Below are 1,786 nucleotides of genomic sequence, written 5' to 3'. Positions count from 1 at the left end.
GTGCCGCGTAGCCGCCCCCGCCGGGGGCGGCTACGCGGCACTGCACCGCTGGTCCGTGGACGAGCCGGAAACCTTCTGGAAGGCCGTCACGGAGTGGTTCGACGTCCGCTTCTCGGCCCCCTACGCGCGCGTGCTGGGCGACCGTTCGATGCCCGGCGCCCAGTGGTTCCCCGGCGCCACCCTCAACTACGCCGAACACGCCCTGCGCGCCGCAGCGACCCGCGCGGACGAGCCGGCGCTCCTGCACGTCGACGAGACCCACGACCCGAAGCCCGTCACCTGGGCGGAGCTGCGCCGCCAGGTCGGTTCCCTGGCAGCCGAACTGCGCGCCCTCGGCGTACGCCCCGGCGACCGCGTCAGCGGCTACCTGCCCAACGTCCCCCAGGCCGTCGTCGCCCTCCTGGCCACCGCGGCGGTGGGCGGCGTGTGGACCTCCTGCGCACCCGACTTCGGGGCGCGCAGCGTGCTCGACCGCTTCCAGCAGGTCGAACCGGTCGTCCTGTTCACCGTGGACGGCTACCGCTACGGAGGCAAGGAGCACGACCGCCGCGACGTCGTCGCCGAACTGCGCCGCGAACTGCCCACCCTGCGTGCCGTCGTGCACGTCCCCCTGCTCGGCACCGAGGCCCCGGAGGGAACGCTCGACTGGCGGGCCCTCACCTCCGCGGACACCGAACCGGACTTCGAGCAGGTGCCCTTCGAGCACCCCCTGTGGGTGCTCTACTCCTCCGGCACCACCGGACTGCCCAAGGCGATCGTCCAGTCCCAGGGCGGCATCCTGGTCGAACACCTCAAGCAGCTCGGACTCCATTGCGACCTGGGCCCGGAAGACCGCTTCTTCTGGTACACCTCGACCGGCTGGATGATGTGGAACTTCCTCGTCTCCGGCCTGCTCACCGGAACGACGATCGTCCTGTACGACGGCAGCCCGGGCTACCCGGACACCGGCGCCCAGTGGCGGATCGCCGAACGCACCGGCGCCACCCTCTACGGCACCTCCGCCGCCTACGTCATGGCCTGCCGCAAGGCGGACGTGCACCCCTCGCGCGACTTCGACCTCTCAGCGGTGCGGTGCGTCGCCACCACCGGCTCCCCCCTGCCGCCCGACGGCTTCCGCTGGCTGCACGACGAGGTGCGCGACGACCTGTGGATCGCCTCCGTCAGCGGCGGCACGGACGTGTGCTCCTGCTTCGCCGGCGCCGTCCCCACCCTCCCCGTCCACGTCGGCGAACTCCAGGCACCCTGCCTCGGCACGGACCTGCAGTCCTGGGACCCGAGCGGCAGGCCCCTGACCGACGAGGTCGGCGAACTCGTGGTCACCAATCCCATGCCGTCCATGCCGATCCACTTCTGGAACGACCCCGACGGCAGCCGCTACCACGACAGCTACTTCGACACCTACCCCGGCGTCTGGCGGCACGGCGACTGGATCACCCTCACCTCCCGAGGCTCCGTGGTCATCCACGGCCGCTCCGACTCCACGCTCAACCGGCAGGGCGTCCGCATGGGGTCGGCAGACATCTACGAGGCCGTCGAACGCCTTCCCGAGATCAGGGAATCCCTGGTCATCGGCATCGAGCAGCCCGACGGCGGCTACTGGATGCCCCTGTTCGTCCACCTGGCACCGGACGCCGTGCTCGACGAGGGACTGAAGGACCGCATCCAGCGGACCATCCGCGAGCACCTGTCCCCGCGCCACGTCCCCGACGAGATCATCCAGGTGCCCGGCGTCCCGCACACCCTGACCGGCAAACGCATCGAGGTCCCGGTGAAACGCCTTCTCCAG

Annotated in this window: 1 protein-coding gene; it reads left to right on the top strand. The window is 71.1% G+C overall.

Annotated elements, in window-relative coordinates; all coding sequences use genetic code 11:
* Positions 1-1,786, top strand: a 1,786-nt coding sequence (locus AOK18_RS22855) for an acetoacetate--CoA ligase (protein WP_055695557.1), incomplete at both ends; no start/stop codon positions are given.

Source organism: Streptomyces prasinopilosus, from assembly GCF_001419695.1.
Classification (GTDB): domain Bacteria; phylum Actinomycetota; class Actinomycetes; order Streptomycetales; family Streptomycetaceae; genus Streptomyces; species Streptomyces prasinopilosus.
Note: the sequence above shows the minus strand (reverse complement) of the source record. Positions and strands in the feature narration are given on the sequence as shown.